Raw genomic sequence first — 12,431 nt, 5'->3', positions numbered from 1 at the left:
AATGCGCATCCTGGTGACCGGCGGGGCCGGTCTCACCGGCTCCCGTCAGGTGTGCGCGCTCGCGCGCGGTGCCTCGGCGGCCGCGCCGGAGGCCGTTACCGCGCGCCGGCGCCGGGGCGGCCGAGCCCATGCCACGGACCCGGCGGCCCGCACATGAAGGGCATCGTGCTGGCCGGGGGCTCGGGCACCCGGCTCCGGCCGCTGACCACGATCACCTCCAAGCACCTGCTGCCGGTCTACAACAAGCCGATGGTCTACTATCCGCTCTCGGTGCTGATGCTGGCCGGAATCCGGGAGATCCTGCTGATCAGCACCCCTGAGCATCTGCCGGGCTTTCGGACGCTGCTCGGCGACGGCTCCCGGCTGGGCCTGCGCCTGAGCTATGCCGTCCAGACCGCGCCCCGCGGGCTGGCCGACGCCCTGGTGGTCGGCGGGGAGTTCGTGGGCGACGACCGGCTGGCCCTCATCCTCGGCGACAACATCTTCTACGGCCACGAACTCCCCTCGGTGCTCCGCGACGAGGTCGGCAAGCTCGACGGCTGCACGGTCTTCGGCTACCCGGTCGCCGATCCCGAACGGTACGGGGTGGCGGTCATCGGCGAGGAGGGCCGGCTGATCGACATCGAGGAGAAACCGGCCCGGCCCCGGAGCAACCTCGCCGTCACCGGCCTCTACCTCTACGACAACGTCGCGCTGCGCTATGCCGCGGAGCTGACCCCTTCGGCGAGGGGCGAGCTGGAGATCACCGACCTCAACCGGCGCTTCCTCGCCGAAGGCCGCGCCAGGCTGGTCAACCTGGGCCGGGGTACGGCCTGGCTGGACACCGGCACGCCGGACAGCCTGCTGGAGGCCGGGGTCTTCGTGCAGGTGCTGGAGAAACGGCAGGGCGTGCAGATCGCCTGCCTGGAGGAGGTGGCCTACCGGATGGGTTACATCGACGACCACGGGCTCCGCGAGCTGATCGGCCACGCCGGATCCGTGACGGAGGAGGGACGCTATCTGGTCCGGGTGCTGGAGGCCTCCATCTGAGCGGCGGTGTCGCGCCACCCGCTTCGTTCCGGGGACACCACCGGATCGACGAGGTCCGCGTGAGCCGCTTCCCGGCCGCCGTGGACATGGTGACGCCTGTGACCGAAGGAGAACCTCGATGGCAGACGGCGGGCGTTACTCCAAGGCCCTGCCGCCCCTGCTCGTGGACCCGCGCGACGAGCACTAATAGATATACATCAATATCGACAAAAGTTGACATAGGTAGCTGTCTATGTCGGGAGGGGGAGCGATGGAGCCGATGGAGCTTCTGGAGTACAGCCCGCCGCTGGCCCGAGAGTCGCTGAACGCCGAGCAGGCCGCGGGGGTGGCGCGGGTCTTCAAGGCACTCGGCGATCCGGTGAGGCTGCGCGTCCTGTCGATCGTGGCCAGCCACGCCGGTGGCGAGGCCTGCGTCTGCGACATCACCGCGGCCTTCGAGGTCTCCCAGCCGACGATCAGCCACCACCTCAAGGTTCTCAAGGAGGTCGGCCTGCTCACCTCCGAACGCCGCGCCTCCTGGGTCTACTACCGCGTCGTCCCCGAGCCCCTGGCGGACCTGTCGGCCCTGCTGAACATCCCGGCCGAGGTCTGACCGGCGTCGCCGTCCGCATCTCGTCAGCGGGCCCCGTGCCGGGCGCCCGGGGCACGCCTAGCATGGAGGTATGCGCACCGATCCGGTGACGTTGTTCCTCTGCGGGGACGTCATGCTCGGCCGCGGCGTCGATCAGATCCTTCCGTACCCCGGTGACCCGACGCTGCAGGAGAGCCATGTCCGTGACGCTCGGACATATATCGATCTCGCGGAGGCGGTGAACGGCCGAATTCCCCGGCCGGTCGGCTTCTCCTGGCCGTGGGGGGATGCCCTGGGGGTGCTGGCGGAGGTCGCGCCCGATGTCCGGGTGGTGAACCTGGAGACGAGCGTCACCCGGAGCGATGACTTCGAGGTGGGGAAGGCCGTGAACTACCGGATGAGTCCAGCCAACCTTCCCTGTCTGCTGGTCGCCCGGCCCGACGTCTGCGTGCTGGCGAACAACCACGTCATGGACTTCGGCCGACGAGGCCTGGAGGAAACGCTCGACGCCCTGGCCGACGCGGGACTGCGAGCGGTGGGGGCGGGCCGGGAGGCGGACGAGGCGCGGCGACCCGCGACCGTCACCGTCGAGGGTGGCGGGCGAGTCCTGATCCTCTCCTGCGGGACGGAGTCCAGCGGCATTCCGCCGGAATGGGCGGCGGCCCCGGATCGCGGGGGCGTCGATTTCGTCCCGGAGCTGTCGGAGACCGCCGCGGCCGAGGTGGCCGGCCGGGTGCGGCGGGCGAAGCGCCCCGGTGACGTCGCGGTCGTCTCCATCCATTGGGGCTCCAACTGGGGCTACCACGTTTCCCGAGATCAGCGGCGCTTCGCGCACCGCCTGGTCGACGGCGGTGTCGACGTGGTGCACGGGCACTCCTCGCACCATCCCCGGCCCGTCGAGGTCTACCGAGACAAGCTCATTCTGTACGGCTGCGGTGACCTCGTCGACGACTACGAGGGCATCACCGGCTATGAGGAGTACCGGGACGATCTTCGGCTGCTGTACTTCGTGTCGGTGGAGCCGGAGTCGGGCAGGACGGCCGGTTTGCGGATGGTGCCCATGCGGGCCTGTCGGATGCGTCTCCAGCACGCCTCAGGCGAGGACTCCGAATGGCTGCGGGCGGTTCTCGACCGGGTCGGCCGTGACCTCGGATCACGGGTCGACCTGGAGCCGGACGGCGCGCTCGCGCTCCGGCGGATGTAGGCGGGGCCGGACATGACCGCAGGCGCCTCTCCCGAAGATCTCATCCGGGCCGTCCGGGCGATGGGCGTCCGCGACGAGCGTCTGCTGGAGGCCGTACGCGCGACGCCGCGAGCGGGATTCGTTCCCGCGGACTGTGTCGCGATCGCCTACTACGACGAGCCCATCCTGATCGGGCACGGGCTGGTGACCACGCAGCCCTCGCTGTCGGCAAGGATGATCGAAGGTCTCGGTCTCGGCGGGACGGAACACGTGCTTGAGATCGGCACCGGCCTCGGTTTCCAGACCGCGCTGCTCGCTCGCCTGGCCGCCGATGTCGTGACCGTCGACCTGTGGGCGGACCTGGTCCGGCAGGCGCGCCGGAACCTCGCCCGGCAGGGGATCGGCAATGTCGAGCTGCTCGTCGGAGACGGCGGCGGCGGCGTGCCGGACCGCGCTCCGTACGACGGCATCGTCGTGTCGGCCGCGTTCCCGGAGGTGCCCCCGCCGCTGGTCGAACAGCTCCGGCTCGGCGGCCGTCTGGTACAGCCCATCGGACCGGGCGGGCGGGAGGAGGTCGTCCTGTTCCAGCGCACCGTGACCGGACTTGAGCGTCGGCAGGTCCTCACGCTGGCCAGCTTTGTCCGCCTTCACGGAAGGTACGGCTTTCCGTCCTGAGAATGTGACCCGCCTCCCTGTCATGCCGCCGCCTCCGCGGCCGTGCCGCCGAGCAGCAGCAGGTAACCGTCCTCCACGGTCGGCTCGGCCAGGCGGGCACCCTCCGGAGCGGGCCCGATGTTGCGGAACAGCCCGTCGCCGGTGCGCCAGGAGAGCACTCCCGACCTCTCCGAGGAGAACCAGACCCGGCCCTCGGCCAGCGCCCGGATCTCCTCGGGCGTGCCCTCGAACTCGCACCGTCCCGCCTTGAGCACGACCACCCGGTTGCAGAGGGCGGCGACGTCCTCGGTCTGGTGGGTGGAGAGCACGACGGCCCGGTCCTGCCCGATGCGCGAGATCAGCTCGCGGAACCGGAGCCGTTGCTCGGGGTCCAGGCCGGCGGTCGGCTCGTCCAGCAGGATCAGCTCGGGGTCGCCGAGCAGCGTCTGCGCGATGCCCAGCCGACGCCGCATACCGCCGGACAGCGTCCGGATCCGCTTCCCGCTCACGGAGGTCAGCCCGACCTCCTCGATCACCCGGCGCACCTCGTCGTGCCGGGCCCGCCGCTCCACCATCTCCTTCAGGATCGCCACGTAGTCGACGAACTCGAAGACCGTGAATCCGCGCTGGTAGCCCGGCTCCTGCGGCAGGTATCCCAGTCGCCGCCGGATCTCCAGCCGGTCCCCGGCCGGGTCCCGGCCGAGCAGTCTCAGCCCGCCCTCGTCCGGGGCGAGCACGGTCGCCAGCATCCTGATCAGCGTGGTCTTACCCGCGCCGTTCGGCCCCAGCAGACCGGTCACCCCCTTCCCCGCGGTGAAGGTGAGCCCGTCCAGGGCCCGGCTGCGGCCGTAGGCCTTCACCAGGCCCGCTGCCTCGATCATGAGAACTCCCTGCGGTGCACGATGAGAAGGACGACGGATATGAAGGTGACGGCCAGGTAGCCCACCTGGCCGGCGCCGCCGAACATCGCCAGGCTCGGCTCGCGGAGGTTCGTGGCGACGACCACGACCAGCCAGGTCACCGCCACGGCGGCCCCGCAGTGGCGCGGGTCGAACCGGCTGGACAGGACGAGGGTCAGCGAGGTCAGCGCGAGCGAGGGCAGCAGCCACGCGGCCACGGTCCAGTCGTCGCCCAGCAGGGCGAGGCCCATCACCAGCGCCAGCGCGGACGAGGACGTCAGCACCGCGGCGGCGCGCATCAGCATCAGCCGGAACATCGAGTACGGCGCGGCCAGGCCGATCTCGTGGGTCGGATCTCCGTCCCGGCCGAAGGCCACGGCGACTCCGGCGACCGGCAGGATCGGGGCCAGCGTGAGATAGACGAGCAGCCCCCACCGGGTCGCCTCCCCCGAGGCCAGCGCGGCGAACAGGAGCGCCACGGTGCCGGCCGCGATCCACGGCAGGCGCAGCGAGTAGGTGGCGCCCAGCAGCCGGGCCGTGTGGTCGTGGACGCCGATCGCCCGCAGCAGTCGTTCGAACGGTCCCGGCACGGGTGTGTCCACCTCGTCGGCCACCTCCGCCCAGACCCGGTCCAGCCGGGAGCGCGGTACCCGGGGCGCGAGCAGGCCCCGGCATTGATCGCAGGCCAGCAGGTGGGCCTCGACCGACGCGGCCAGTGTCGGGTTCAGCTCCCCGTCGGCGTACCTGACGGCCAGGCCGTCGTCCATGTGCCAGGTGCTCATGCCAGCTCCTCCCTCAACAGTGCCTTCGCGCGCATCATCCGGGTTTTGACGGTTCCCGCCGGGATGCCGAGCAGCCGCCCGGCCTCCCGGGTGGTCAGCCCGTCCAGCACCGTCGCCTGGACCACCGCGCGCAGTTCCGGGGAGAGCCGGCCCATCGCCTGGCCGAGCTCGCCGTACTCGATGCCGAGCAGCACCTGTTCCTCGGCCGAGACCATGACCTGCTCGTAGGCGGGCAGTGGCACCGCCGGGCGGCGGCGGAGCCGGTCCAGCAGGCGGCGGACGCCGATGCCCCAGATCCAGGCCGCGACCTCTCCCTTGCCCTTCCAGGTGCGCGCCGTACGCCAGACGGCCACGAAGGTGTCCTGGACCGCCTCGTCCACCAGCGCCGGGTCGGCGCACCGGCGGGTGAGCCGGATGACGAGCCAGGGTGCGTGCCGGGCGTACAGGACCTCAAGGGCACGGCGGTCCTCGCCGGCGACGGCGTCGAGCAGCCGAGCGTCCGTCCAGCTCTCGTGCTCGCTCATGGGAGCCCTTTCAACGGTGTCATGCCTCTCTGTCGCATCCGGTCGCTCCGGCGGTTCACGGCTCCGTTCATGGCGTGGAACGAACCGAATGCGGTGTCGCGCCCGACAGGTGAGGCATGAGAAGGAAAATACTGGTCTCGCTGGTGGCGCTGTCCATGGTGTGCGCCGCGGCGTCGTGCTCGCCGGGAGTGCCGCTCGACGGACCCCCGGGCACCGGGAAAGTCATCATCGACGCGGACATGGGCGAGCTGAACGACGACGCGCAGGCCATGTTCCTGCTGGCCGCCGCCGAAGGGGTGGAGGTGCTCGGGGTGACGACCGTGGGCGGCAACACCTGGCCGGAGGAGGGCACCGCGTACGCGCTGCGCCAGCTGGAGCTCATCGGCAGGACCGGCATCCCCGTGGTGACCGGCGAGACCAACGTGCCGGCGCCGAGGGACGACTACGACGGGGCCCTGGACCGGCCGCGACCGGCGTCCCACCGCGCGCTGGCCACCGAGCCGCACGGCGGCTACGCGACGACCCGGCCCGCGGCGGGCAGCGCCTCGGACTTCATCGCCGACCAGGTGAGACGCCACCCCGGCGAGGTGACCGTCTTCGCGCTCGGCCCGGCCACCAACCTGGCACGCGCCGTACGGGAGCATCCGGAGATGGTCCCCCTGGTCAAGGAGGTCGTCTATCTGGGAGCCGACACGGAGGGCGAGGAGTTCAACCGCTGGTTCGACCCCGAGGCGTCCCGGGTCGCCTTCGCCGCTCCGTTCAGGCGCCGGCTGGTCGTCACGCTGGAGGCGGCGCAGCGGCTCACCTTGGACAGGCGGACCTACGAGCGGGTGGTCGCGGGGCAGGAGACCCCGGTCAGGAAGCTCTTCAAGGAGCTTTGGGGACCGCTCTTCGCCGGTGATCCGGGACATCGGGCCTTCGTCTGGGACGCCGTGGCCGCGGCGGCCTTTCTCCGTCCCGAGATCGTCTCGAACACGGACGGCCGCACCGTGCTGGAGGTGGACCCGGACCGGTTCTGGGACCTCTACGTCACGCGGATCGGCTCGGCCGGGCCGCCGAGCGCCGGGTAGCCGAGCCGCCAGCGGCGCTGCCCACGGCCCGCAGGGCGCACACGGTCGCCGGGCCCTCGCTCCACGGCCCACGCATCCGTCGGAGGTCGCCACCAGGCAGGCGCAGCCCTGGGCGATCTGCGTGTGCCGGACGCCGAGCCGCTCGCCGATGGGCCAGCCGTACGCGGTGAATACCCACACCGGACCATCCCCGCAGGCGCGGGGCCGACGGAGGTGTCCCAGTTCCTCACCGCACCTCCCGGGGACCATCCCCGCAGGCGTCGGGCCGACACGATGAGCCCGAACGGGAAGCGCGCGTTGGCAGGACCATCCCCGCAGGCGCGGGGCCGACAACGGCAAGGCGGTCAAGGCTCACATGGACGCCGGACCATCCCCGCAGGCGCGGGGCCGACTCATGGGGGAGGCCGGTGTCCCGGTACGAGTAGGGACCATCCCCGCAGGCGCGGGGCCGACGCGACGGCGCGGCTGGTGGCGTCACCCATCGGCGGACCATCCCCGCGCGGGGATGGTCCCCGCACCCGACGCCACAGGCCCGCCCTCGGATTATCGGCCCCGCGCCCGCGGGGATGGTCCCGCGGTGTCGCTCTCGACGGGAACGGTGATCACATCGGCCCCGCGCCCGCGGGGACGGTCTGGAAGGCGCCACACGGGGAGAGGCTAAGCGCGGATCGGCCCCGCGCCCGCGGGGATGGTTCCCGGTGCGCGTCGACCGCGTCCGGAGGCAGGTCATCGGCCCCGCGCCCGCGGGGGTGGTCCGGCAAGGGTCATGATGTCCTCCACAGTGGTGGTCTTGACACCACGCACCCTGACCGGCACGCATGTCAGCCGTGGCACAGATCCATGTCAGCGGGCCGCCCGGTCTGACACGCCCTGGGAGGACCGAGTGGATTTGTTCGCTCTCCGGCCCGCAGCCCGGTAGCGCGGGAAGGAGTGCAGGCACGAGACTGATCCGGGTACGCGGAGCCGCGGAGGTGGGATGGCGACGGCACACATCGAACCATTCGAGGCCGCGCGACCGGGGCGGCGGCCGGAGTTGGACGCGATCCGCACCCTGGTGGTGGTCGGGCTGGTGTTCTTCCACTCGGCGCTGGTGTTCGACACCCGCGACGACTACTACGTGAAGAACGCCGAGACCACCGACGCGACCACGATCGCCGCCGGTCTCGGCGTGGTGTGGGCGATGCCGATGCTCTTCCTCATCGCCGGTCTCGGCTCGTGGCACTCGCTGCGCCGGCGCGATCCCGCCGGATTCGCCGTGGAACGGCTGCTGCGGCTCGGCGTGCCGCTGGTGTTCGCGACGCTCACCATCATCCCGGTGCCGCAGTGGCTGCGGCTGCGGGCCGACCCTGACTATCACGAGTCGTACCTGCGGTTCCTGCCGCGCTTCTTCGACGTACGCCTGGACCTGGCGGAGTTTCCCTTCGTCGTACAGGGCGAGCACTTCGAGTCCGGGCACCTGTGGTTCGTGGTGATGCTGCTCGCGTTCGCGCTGCTGCTGGCGCCGCTGGTCCGCTGGTTCCCCCGCGACCTCGGCCGCCGGATCCGCGACCGGCTGGCCACGGCGGTGCGGCGGCGCGGCGCGGTGCTACTGGCCGGCGTCCCGATCGCGATGATAAGCGCGCTGCTGGGCCTGGAGGAGGCGTACGCCGGCTGGAACCGCTGGGCCTACCTGCTGTTCTTCCTGTACGGGTTCGTGCTCGCCGCCGACGAGCGGTTCCGGGCGGCGATGCGCCGGGACGCGGTGCCGGCCGGAGTGCTCGGCCTGACCCTGTTCCTGATCGGCATGCCGGGTTTCCTGATCGCGGGCAACACTCCCGGAGGCGACCCCTTCACGGACCTGACCGCCCTCTCGATCGGTGTCCGCACCCTGTACGGCATGGCGGGGTGGTGCTGGCTGGTCGCGATCCTGGGACTTCTCGACCGTCGTCGCGGGGCACCGGCCGCCGCGCGGGACACGCCGGACGGCCGGGGCCGGCGGCTGTACGGCTATCTGGCCACCGCCGCGTTGCCGCTGTACGTCCTGCACCAGCCGATCGTCGTCGCGGTCGCGTACGGCGTGGTCGGCTGGCACGCGCCGATCGTGGTCAAGTACCTCGTGATCGTCACGGCCTCGCTGGTGCTGACCGTGGCCGCCTACGACCTGCTGGTGCGCCGCACGCGGGTGACCCGGTTCCTGTTCGGGATGCGGGGATAGGCGCCGTTCGCCCGGCCGGGCTCACTCGCCGTCGCGCAGGTCGGAGAGGCGTGTCGCCGAGTAGCGGATGTCCTCGAAACGGACGGTGCAGCCCTGGCCGGTCGGTGACTGGGCGAGGAAGCCGACCTCGGGGTCTCCGTCGAGCGCGAAGTACCTGGTGAGATGCCAGAAGCCGGTGCCGGTGGAGACATGGAAGGCGAAGGCGGAGCCGATCCGGGAGATCCGCAGCCGCAGGTCGTCGCCCTCGGCGGTGAAGGAGTTGCAGTCGTCGGACACCCCGCGGGTCACCACCGAGACGATCGTGGGCCTGCCCTGCGGGGACATCTCCAGGCAGAACTTCGCCCAGGTGCGCTCGTCGGCGTGCAGCACCAGGACCCCGGCGTCGTAGGTGGTCAGCAGGTCGACCCTGACCCGGGCGCTCAGCGTGAAGTCCCCGTCCAGCCGCCCGACCAGGGCGGGGGCGTTGGCGAAGCGGTCGGGGCCGCCGGGGTCGGTGAACAGGTCGGTGTTCGGGCCCGCCTCGATGGCCAGCGCGTCGTCCCCGTCGACGCTCCACCCGACCGGCTGGTTCAACCAGCGCAGCGGAGCGGGGAAGGCGGGCAGAACGACCGGCCGGCTCATGGGATTCTCCTTCTCGTACGGGACGGACTCGTCACCAGACGTCGAGTGCGATCCGCGTCCAGCAGGTGACGCCGGTCAGGCTGACTTCCGAGCAGCTTGTGGATCACCCTTGGCGTGCCTGATGGTACCGCTCCCACGAAGGCGGATAAAAGCGCCTTGTCCGCATGTGGAACCCGGCAGCAGCCATCCGTCATCCGGCTCCGGTGAGCGCCCGATGGCGGCGCCGCAGGAAGCCGCGTACGGCCGCGTTCTCGGTGCGGGCGATCGCCGCCTGGTAGGCCGACGCCGCCTCGGCGGTGCGCCCCAGGCGGCGGAGCAGGTCGGCGCGGACGGCGTGGAGCAGGTGGTAGCCGTCCAGGTCGAGGCCGTCGACGAGGGTGAGCGCCGCGTCGGGACCCTCGACCTCGGCCACCGCGACCGCGCGGTTGAGCGCCACGACCGGGCTCGGGGCGAGCGCCAGCAACTGGTCGTACAGCCGCAGGATCTGCCACCAGTCCGTGGCGGCCGGGACCGGCGCGTCGCTGTGGACCGCGTTGATCGCCGCCTGGATCTGGTAGGGACCCGGCCGGTCGCGCCGCAGGCAGCGCCGGACGATGGCCTGGCCTTCGGCGATGAGGTCGCGATCCCACCGGCCGCGGTCCTGGTCGGCCAGGAGCACCGGCTCGCCGCCGGGGCCGGTGCGGCTGCCCCGGCGCGACTCGACGAGCAGCATGAGCGCGAGCAGTCCCATGACCTCCGGTTCGTCGGGCATCAGGTCGGCCAGCAGCCGGCCGAGCCGGATGGCCTCGGCGCAGAGGTCCTCGCGGACCAGACGCTCGCCCGTACTCGCCGTGTAGCCCTCGTTGAAGATGAGGTAGACGACCGCCAGTACGGCCCGGAGCCGGTCGGGAAGGTCGGCGTCGCGAGGGACCCGGTAGGGGATCCGCGCGTCGCGGATCTTGCCCTTGGCCCGGACCAGCCGCTGGGCCATGGTCGTCTCGGGCACCAGGAAGGCACGCGCGATCTCCGCGGTGCCAAGCCCGCCCAGGAGTCGCAGCGTCAGCGCGACCCGGGCGGCGGGGGCGAGCGCGGGGTGGCAGCAGGTGAAGATCAGGCGTAGCCGGTCGTCGCGCACGGGTCCCTCCTCTTGTCGGCCGTCGCGGGCGTGCAGCAGGGCGGCCTGGGCCTGCCGGTCCTCGCGGGAGGCCTCGCGGCGCAGCCGGTCGACGGCTCGGTTCCGCGCGGTGGTGATGATCCATCCCGCCGGGCTCGGTGGCGGTCCGGCCGATGGCCAGCGTTGCACCGCGATGGCGAAGGCGTCCTGGACCGCCTCCTCGGCGATGTCGATGTCACCGAAGACGCGGACCAGGACCGCCACCGCGCGGCCGTACTCCTCGGCGAACACGCGTGCGATCTCCGAGGGAGGAAGGGCCGGCCTGCCGGGCATCGGTGCGAGGCTCCCCATCTCACCGGCCCGGGACGTCGAGGCCGGCCTCAGGCGGCCTCGACGTCCCGGACTTCGCGATCTCCGCCGGGTGACGTGGCATCAGACCGTCACCTCGCCCTGCGCGGCTTTCCGCGGGAAGCACGGATCCGCGCCGGCCGGGGAGAACGGGGCCGGCCCCAGGCGGCCTCGGGTTCTCGGCCGGGGCATGGCATCAGCCTGTTACCTCCCCCTGGAACGGGCGTACCTCGACCGGGAGGGTGGTCGCGCGGGCGAGTTTCCGGCCCCATTCGAGCGCGGAGTCGAGGTCGGGCGCCCTGACGACGGCGAGCCCGCCGATGTGCTCCTTGCCCTCCGCGAAGGGCCCGTCGGTCATCAGCACCTCGTCGTCCTTGACCCGCAGCACGGTCGCCGTGCTCGCCGGGTGCAGGCCGGCGGAGAAGACCCAGACGCCGGCGGCCCTCATCTCCCGGTTCAGGGCGTCGACGTCCCGCATGATCGGCTCCAGCGTCTCGGGCGGGGGAGCCTCTCCGTCGGGCTGGTAGATGCTGAGCAGGTACTGCTTCATCTGGTCCTCCTGGGCGAGTGCGACGCCACCGTCGGCGTCCTACCCATTACACGAACGGCGCCGGGCCGAATCGACATCGAGCACCCCCGTTCCGGGAGAATGTCTCCGGCCTCGCGTTCACCGGCGAGCATCGGCCGCGAGGCGAGGGACCGGGTTTCCCCGGTCGTCGCCGGGTAGCACGAGGGCATGCGCATCGGGAAGACGGAGATCAGGATCCTGGGCGGCTGGGCCGGGTGCCTGACCATGATCCTCGTCTCCGTGCTGCTCTCCGTCCTCCTGACGGTCCTGCTCAACCTGCTCAACCTGCTCCTTCGCTGACCGTTCACCGGGACCGTCGCGGCGGGGTCTTTGCACCTTCCCGTACTCTATAGTTCTTTAGAATATAAGCTGCAATGGATCAACTGGAGGACGCGATGTCGTACCCGGAGCCTCGTTACCTGGGCGTGGCGGGCGAGAGCAGTGGGTTCTTCCGGCCGGCGAGCGCGGGGCCGGACCTGGTGATAGGCGAAGGCGGGACGGAGGTGCGCTATCTGGGCACCGGCGCCTCGACGAACGGGCAGTTCGGTCTGTACCGCTGGGACATGGGAGCGAAGCCGTCCGGCCCGGACCCGCACTTCCACCGGACGATCTCCGAGTCCTTCTTCGTGCTCTCCGGGACCGTGCGGCTGTTCAACGGGAAGATCTGGACCGACGCGACGGCGGGAGACTTCCTGTACGTCCCGGAGGGCGGGGTGCACAGTTTCCGCAACGAGTCCGGCGAACCGGCCTCGATGCTGCTGCTCTTCGCGCCGGGGGCACCTCGCGAGGGCTACTTCGAGGAGCTCGCCGAGATCGCGGCCAGTGGGCGCCGGCTCAGCGACGCGGAGTGGACGGACGTGTACCTCCGCCACGACCAGTACATGGTCTGACGGTC

The 12,431-nt window shown here is 71.4% G+C and carries 15 protein-coding genes and 1 CRISPR repeat array; of the genes, 9 read left to right on the top strand and 6 right to left on the bottom strand.

The window, feature by feature from the left end; translation table 11 throughout:
- The first annotated feature begins 1 nt into the window (after position 1).
- From ABT130_RS18450 to ABT130_RS18430, 5 genes are all read left to right on the top strand, one after another.
- Positions 2-157 carry a hypothetical protein gene (locus ABT130_RS18450; protein ID WP_350956812.1) on the top strand — a complete coding sequence of 52 codons (156 nt, stop codon included), beginning with the start codon at positions 2-4 and terminating at the stop codon, positions 155-157.
- Positions 154-1,029 carry a glucose-1-phosphate thymidylyltransferase RfbA gene (rfbA, locus tag ABT130_RS18445; RefSeq protein ID WP_350915240.1) on the top strand — a complete coding sequence of 292 codons (876 nt, stop codon included), beginning with the start codon at positions 154-156 and terminating at the stop codon, positions 1,027-1,029. Before ABT130_RS18450 ends, rfbA begins: the two co-directional genes overlap by 4 nt.
- A gap of 250 nt (positions 1,030-1,279) precedes the next feature.
- A complete protein-coding gene (locus ABT130_RS18440) occupies positions 1,280-1,621 on the top strand; it encodes an ArsR/SmtB family transcription factor (protein ID WP_350915238.1) in 342 nt (113 codons plus the stop codon).
- A gap of 70 nt (positions 1,622-1,691) precedes the next feature.
- A complete protein-coding gene (locus tag ABT130_RS18435) occupies positions 1,692-2,804 on the top strand; it encodes a CapA family protein (RefSeq protein ID WP_350956810.1) in 1,113 nt (370 codons plus the stop codon).
- 12 nt (positions 2,805-2,816) lie between these two features.
- Positions 2,817-3,458 carry a protein-L-isoaspartate O-methyltransferase family protein gene (locus ABT130_RS18430; RefSeq protein ID WP_350956808.1) on the top strand — a complete coding sequence of 214 codons (642 nt, stop codon included), beginning with the start codon at positions 2,817-2,819 and terminating at the stop codon, positions 3,456-3,458.
- A 20-nt stretch (positions 3,459-3,478) separates the two neighbouring features.
- Here ABT130_RS18430 and ABT130_RS18425 read toward each other — a convergent pair whose 3' ends face one another.
- The 3 genes from ABT130_RS18425 to ABT130_RS18415 are packed head-to-tail and all read right to left on the bottom strand — an operon-like array spanning position 3,479 to position 5,642.
- Positions 3,479-4,318, bottom strand: a complete 840-nt coding sequence (locus ABT130_RS18425) for an ABC transporter ATP-binding protein (protein WP_350956806.1) — start codon at positions 4,316-4,318, stop codon at positions 3,479-3,481.
- A complete protein-coding gene (locus ABT130_RS18420) occupies positions 4,315-5,118 on the bottom strand; it encodes a zf-HC2 domain-containing protein (RefSeq protein WP_350956804.1) in 804 nt (267 codons plus the stop codon). The genes ABT130_RS18425 and ABT130_RS18420 overlap by 4 nt, the downstream gene beginning before the upstream one ends.
- Positions 5,115-5,642 (bottom strand): RNA polymerase sigma factor, encoded by a 528-nt coding sequence (locus tag ABT130_RS18415; RefSeq protein ID WP_350915224.1) that lies wholly within the window; start codon positions 5,640-5,642, stop codon positions 5,115-5,117. Before ABT130_RS18415 ends, ABT130_RS18420 begins: the two co-directional genes overlap by 4 nt.
- A gap of 116 nt (positions 5,643-5,758) precedes the next feature.
- Between ABT130_RS18415 and ABT130_RS18410 the strand changes: the two genes are divergently transcribed.
- Positions 5,759-6,712 (top strand): nucleoside hydrolase, encoded by a 954-nt coding sequence (locus tag ABT130_RS18410; RefSeq protein WP_350956802.1) that lies wholly within the window; start codon positions 5,759-5,761, stop codon positions 6,710-6,712.
- A 181-nt stretch (positions 6,713-6,893) separates the two neighbouring features.
- Positions 6,894-7,165: a CRISPR direct-repeat array (repeat unit 28 nt; unit sequence GGACCATCCCCGCAGGCGCGGGGCCGAC).
- A 523-nt stretch (positions 7,166-7,688) separates the two neighbouring features.
- The gene (locus ABT130_RS18405) at positions 7,689-8,906 is read left to right on the top strand and encodes an acyltransferase family protein (protein ID WP_350956800.1); all 1,218 of its coding nucleotides are present in this window, start codon (positions 7,689-7,691) and stop codon (positions 8,904-8,906) included.
- Positions 8,907-8,927: 21 nt separating this feature from the next.
- Here ABT130_RS18405 and ABT130_RS18400 read toward each other — a convergent pair whose 3' ends face one another.
- The 3 genes from ABT130_RS18400 to ABT130_RS18390 form a co-directional block, all read right to left on the bottom strand.
- Complete coding sequence (locus tag ABT130_RS18400) at positions 8,928-9,527, bottom strand: DUF1349 domain-containing protein (RefSeq protein WP_350956798.1); 600 nt, start codon at positions 9,525-9,527, stop codon at positions 8,928-8,930.
- A gap of 190 nt (positions 9,528-9,717) precedes the next feature.
- Positions 9,718-10,953: an RNA polymerase sigma factor gene (locus ABT130_RS18395; RefSeq protein ID WP_350956796.1), complete on the bottom strand. Its 1,236-nt coding sequence runs from the start codon at positions 10,951-10,953 to the stop codon at positions 9,718-9,720.
- A 211-nt stretch (positions 10,954-11,164) separates the two neighbouring features.
- A complete protein-coding gene (locus tag ABT130_RS18390) occupies positions 11,165-11,518 on the bottom strand; it encodes a YciI family protein (RefSeq protein ID WP_350956794.1) in 354 nt (117 codons plus the stop codon).
- A 186-nt stretch (positions 11,519-11,704) separates the two neighbouring features.
- On the opposite strand from ABT130_RS18390, the gene ABT130_RS18385 reads away from it, so the two are divergent.
- Together ABT130_RS18385 and ABT130_RS18380 are read left to right on the top strand one after the other, a co-directional pair.
- Positions 11,705-11,836 (top strand): hypothetical protein, encoded by a 132-nt coding sequence (locus ABT130_RS18385; RefSeq protein WP_350956792.1) that lies wholly within the window; start codon positions 11,705-11,707, stop codon positions 11,834-11,836.
- Positions 11,837-11,910: 74 nt separating this feature from the next.
- Complete coding sequence (locus ABT130_RS18380; protein WP_350956790.1) at positions 11,911-12,426, top strand: cupin domain-containing protein; 516 nt, start codon at positions 11,911-11,913, stop codon at positions 12,424-12,426.
- Positions 12,427-12,431 lie beyond the last annotated feature (5 nt).

Source organism: Streptosporangium sp. NPDC001681, assembly GCF_040298085.1.
GTDB lineage: Bacteria > Actinomycetota > Actinomycetes > Streptosporangiales > Streptosporangiaceae > Streptosporangium.
Note: the sequence above shows the minus strand (reverse complement) of the source record. Positions and strands in the feature narration are given on the sequence as shown.

Bases quoted from the DNA above. Each gene is read 5' to 3' on its own strand.
- ABT130_RS18450 (WP_350956812.1), top strand. From the start codon at position 2: ATGCGCATCCTGGTGACCGGCGGGGCCGGTCTCACCGGCTCCCGTCAG.
- rfbA (WP_350915240.1), top strand. From the start codon at position 154: ATGAAGGGCATCGTGCTGGCCGGGGGCTCGGGCACCCGGCTCCGGCCG.
- ABT130_RS18440 (WP_350915238.1), top strand. From the start codon at position 1,280: ATGGAGCCGATGGAGCTTCTGGAGTACAGCCCGCCGCTGGCCCGAGAG.
- ABT130_RS18435 (WP_350956810.1), top strand. From the start codon at position 1,692: ATGCGCACCGATCCGGTGACGTTGTTCCTCTGCGGGGACGTCATGCTC.
- ABT130_RS18430 (WP_350956808.1), top strand. From the start codon at position 2,817: ATGACCGCAGGCGCCTCTCCCGAAGATCTCATCCGGGCCGTCCGGGCG.
- ABT130_RS18425 (WP_350956806.1), bottom strand. From the start codon at position 4,318: ATGATCGAGGCAGCGGGCCTGGTGAAGGCCTACGGCCGCAGCCGGGCC.
- ABT130_RS18420 (WP_350956804.1), bottom strand. From the start codon at position 5,118: ATGAGCACCTGGCACATGGACGACGGCCTGGCCGTCAGGTACGCCGAC.
- ABT130_RS18415 (WP_350915224.1), bottom strand. From the start codon at position 5,642: ATGAGCGAGCACGAGAGCTGGACGGACGCTCGGCTGCTCGACGCCGTC.
- ABT130_RS18410 (WP_350956802.1), top strand. From the start codon at position 5,759: ATGAGAAGGAAAATACTGGTCTCGCTGGTGGCGCTGTCCATGGTGTGC.
- ABT130_RS18405 (WP_350956800.1), top strand. From the start codon at position 7,689: ATGGCGACGGCACACATCGAACCATTCGAGGCCGCGCGACCGGGGCGG.
- ABT130_RS18400 (WP_350956798.1), bottom strand. From the start codon at position 9,527: ATGAGCCGGCCGGTCGTTCTGCCCGCCTTCCCCGCTCCGCTGCGCTGG.
- ABT130_RS18395 (WP_350956796.1), bottom strand. From the start codon at position 10,953: ATGCCCGGCAGGCCGGCCCTTCCTCCCTCGGAGATCGCACGCGTGTTC.
- ABT130_RS18390 (WP_350956794.1), bottom strand. From the start codon at position 11,518: ATGAAGCAGTACCTGCTCAGCATCTACCAGCCCGACGGAGAGGCTCCC.
- ABT130_RS18385 (WP_350956792.1), top strand. From the start codon at position 11,705: ATGCGCATCGGGAAGACGGAGATCAGGATCCTGGGCGGCTGGGCCGGG.
- ABT130_RS18380 (WP_350956790.1), top strand. From the start codon at position 11,911: ATGGATCAACTGGAGGACGCGATGTCGTACCCGGAGCCTCGTTACCTG.